This window comes from Magnetococcales bacterium (assembly GCA_015231175.1).
GTDB lineage: Bacteria > Pseudomonadota > Magnetococcia > Magnetococcales > DC0425bin3 > HA3dbin3.
In genome coordinates this window covers 1-3,298 of record JADGBZ010000157.1, presented here as the reverse complement: position 1 = coordinate 3,298, position 3,298 = coordinate 1, and the positions used below count along the sequence as shown (strand labels likewise).

The following is a 3,298-nucleotide window of genomic DNA, read 5'->3' as shown; positions in this document are numbered from 1 at the left end:
GGAAGGGCTGCGCCCTTCCTCCTGGTGGGGTTCGGGGCGAAGCCCTGACAAAGGCCTCCATGCCCAAGTTTTTCTCACCTGGTGGGGTTCGGGGCGAAGCCCTGGCAAAGGCTTCCATGTCCAAGTTTTTCTCAAAGGGGTGTTGTTTTTATCAAACATGTCCAAGTTTTTCTCAAAGGGGTGTTGAAGCGTCACGCCCCCGCTTTCGTGGTATCCCGGCCACACCCCACACAATCCACCTGCCGGCGCAACACCACAATCCGCCGACGATTTGTCAAAACATCAATCGTCAACAACCGATCCAACAGACGCCCATCCCCCCCAGCCAACCAGCAAGAGACCTCCGACGCCATCAACCACCCCACCTCCCCCACCAAGGAGCCCAATACCCCCTGGGTCCGGCAAGTAGGGCCCGCCTCCTGGGGAGGACCGGCAAACAAGCAACGCAGACAGGCCGAACGCCCCGGCAGAATGCTCATCACCTGCCCCCTGAAGCCGGTGGCCGCTCCGTGGACCAGCGGCTTGCCCGACATCACAGCAGCATCGTTGGCGGCAAAACGGGTCGGAAAATTGTCAGAACCATCCACCAAAAGATCATAATCCCGTGCCAGGTCGGCAATGGCTGCGGCACTTTCGGGACGGGCCTGGTATGCCACAACCTCCAGATCAGGACGCCGGGCCAGCAGGTGATCCACCAGACAAGTCACCTTGGGCTTGTCCAGATCACCGGTCTGGTAGAGAACCTGCCGCTGGAGATTGGAGAGAGAAACAGTATCAGGATCCACCACCCCCAAACGTTGCACGGCAGTGCCGAGCAGACCCAAAGAGACAGCAACCCCCAAGCCACCGGCTCCAATAAGCAACACACCTGACATGATTGTCGCTCCACAAAAGAGGGTGACGAAGCATCGCCTGGTGTTGCATCACCCCCCCTCCTGCTCCCCTTCATGAAAATCCCGCTCGAATGAATAAGCCGGCAGGGTGATCAACCGGTTGTCCTCGACGGCCTTGCCCACGGTGAAGTGGTACAGGCTCTGGAATGAATCCCCTTCCAAGCCTAAAAAATCGTGGAAGTGATCGTCGAAAAAGCAGCCGATGCCGGTGCCGCGCAGGCCCAAGGTTTCGGCCTCCAGATAGAGGAGATGCCCCAGCATGCCGGCCTCCCAGAACAAACGCCGATAGAGCCAACTCCCCTCCTGGAGAGGGGCCGCAAACTCGGCCAGCATGCCCAGGCTGAAAATACCTTCGGCAGCAATTTCCTGATGACAGGAGAACTCCCTGGCCTGCTCCCGCATGTCGCACTGCATCAACATAAACAGGGGGAGATGTTCCGGGCAGCCGGGGGGCTTTTCCCAGGCAAACTCCTGGGCCATGGCGGCTTCCAGAGCCGTTTGGGCAGAGGCGTCCCGCACCAGAATATAAGCCCCTGCTTCCAGGCCGGTGACCCGATGCACCAAAAAAACCGGATGCAGATGCGGTTGCCAGGGCAATGCATCCCAGGGGGGGGTCTGCCGCCGGGGGAGAAGACGATCCACCATGCGGTAGAAGGCATCGCGGGAGAGGGTGGCGTCGGGATCATAGGCCTGCCCACTGCGCCGTCGCCGAATCAGCACCGCCGCCGTCCGATCATCAGCCAGTGACACCAGTTCGGGCAGCGGCTCCGGTCGCCAGATACCCTCGGAGGTGATCGGTTTGGCAGCGGCAACGGCAACCTCGTCAAGAACCGGCCAATCATGGGCATGCGTCCGGCTGAGCGTGTTGGGACGCCCCTGCCAGGCAAGGGATCGGGACGCCGCCAGAATGGTGTCCAGCCGGTCGCGGGGAAAGTGGATCCGGACGCCGGAATCCGCCTGGATCAACAACAACAGGTCGGGATGTTCCGGCTCGGCATTCGGAACAGAACTCTGCCCCAGTCCCAGCAGGCCGGCCACATCGGCATCTGCCGGGTCGAGCAGAATGGTGGCGCGCCACCCCAAAGCCGCCGCCGCATAACGAACAGCCCCCACGGCATGGCCGACATCCAACTGACAATAACGATAACCGCGCTCACCATATTTCCAGGCTTCGCGCCAATGAATGGAACTCAGGCCAACCAGAAAGGTGTCCCGGGGCAGATGCTCGCCCAATGCCGGCAGGAGCAGCCGCGCCTCCAGAATGTGGTCCCGGCTGGAGTAGTGGTAGATCCCGGCGGCAAGAGGCCCCTGGGCCGCACGGGTGAAGGCGCTCTCCGGCCAGTCGGCAGCCAGGGCCGGCAGAATGGCGTACCCCTCCGTGGGGTGCAGGTTGCCGCTGGACGGGTTGCAGCGCAGGGCCCAGCGCACCCCCTGATACTCCTTCCAGGCCGCCAGACCCAGGGAGAGTTCGAACAACAAAGCGACACTCTCCCCATTGAGAGGATGCGGAGCCACCTGCCCGGGACGGTAGAGCGCTGCAAACAGCGTCTTCAGCCCGTCTGCCCCCAGGGGGAGCGACAAAACCGGAGCGCCGGCATAACGCCGAAAAGGGTCGGGTTGGGTCTCCCAGTCGATATACCCCGGCCCGGCGGCATAGTTCCGGGGCAAATGTTTGCTGCGCATGTGGTAGGCGTGGACGCCGGATGGGGGACGAGGAGACTCTTGCATGACAATTCACCGTTGCCGAATGGTGCGACGGCCCCCGTCGGCCAGAATCATCTGGACACGTTGCCGCCAGGCGGTTTTGAAACGTTCCCGGGTCGCGGCATCCGCATGGCCGGCGACGACCAGCTCCATATCCTGACTCATGCCGGGATCCGGAGGAATGGCTTGGGGAGAGTAGCTCAGATAGACCGATTTGCCATTGGACAGGCGCCGGAAACAATACCAGGGGCCTGCCCGTGTGGACGAAGTGTCGAACCGCAACAGATCCTTGCGGACAAAACGTCCGCCCAGGCCATGAAAGCCGTTCTCCCCCGCAGCTCCGGTCACCAGGGTGAACACCTGGCTGATCGGCCCGTGGACCCCCTGATCCGGCAGACCGGGGATGACGATGGCCACATCACCGCGTTCCGGCATGTCGTTGGGGTAGAGCAGCTCCAGCGCCCGCACCACCATGAGGAAAGCCCCGGCCACGGTGGGACAGGCATGCCCGGCCAGTTTGACGACATCTGCAAAATTGTAGGTGAAAAGGCCTGAGCCTGCGCCCAAAAATTCGGTCATGGGGTCACGCAGGGTGATGGCGGGTTCCAGGGGGAAGGGAAAATCGTCAGTGGTCATGCAACACCTGAAAAACGATTGAAAGACTGGGATGGAGGTCCAGGAGGAAGGGCTGCGCCCTTCCT

3 protein-coding genes are annotated in these 3,298 nt (G+C 61.9%); all 3 read right to left on the bottom strand.

Annotated elements, in window-relative coordinates; all coding sequences use genetic code 11:
- Nucleotides 1-191: 191 nt before the first annotated feature.
- The 3 genes from HQL63_16130 to HQL63_16120 are packed head-to-tail and all read right to left on the bottom strand — an operon-like array spanning nucleotide 192 to nucleotide 3,233.
- Entirely contained in the window at nucleotides 192-875 is a 684-nt protein-coding gene (locus HQL63_16130; GenBank protein ID MBF0178350.1) for a HesA/MoeB/ThiF family protein, read from the bottom strand.
- A 48-nt stretch (nucleotides 876-923) separates the two neighbouring features.
- Nucleotides 924-2,621 (bottom strand): nitroreductase family protein, encoded by a 1,698-nt coding sequence (locus HQL63_16125; protein MBF0178349.1) that lies wholly within the window; start codon nucleotides 2,619-2,621, stop codon nucleotides 924-926.
- Nucleotides 2,622-2,627: 6 nt separating this feature from the next.
- Nucleotides 2,628-3,233: a hypothetical protein gene (locus HQL63_16120; GenBank protein MBF0178348.1), complete on the bottom strand. Its 606-nt coding sequence runs from the start codon at nucleotides 3,231-3,233 to the stop codon at nucleotides 2,628-2,630.
- Between the last annotated feature and the right edge of the window lie 65 nt (nucleotides 3,234-3,298).

What these genes read in the sequence shown, in the direction of transcription:
- HQL63_16120 (MBF0178348.1), bottom strand. Translation starts at nt 3,233, where the DNA reads ATGACCACTGACGATTTTCCCTTCCCCCTGGAACCCGCCATCACCCTG.
- HQL63_16125 (MBF0178349.1), bottom strand. Translation starts at nt 2,621, where the DNA reads ATGCAAGAGTCTCCTCGTCCCCCATCCGGCGTCCACGCCTACCACATG.
- HQL63_16130 (MBF0178350.1), bottom strand. Translation starts at nt 875, where the DNA reads ATGTCAGGTGTGTTGCTTATTGGAGCCGGTGGCTTGGGGGTTGCTGTC.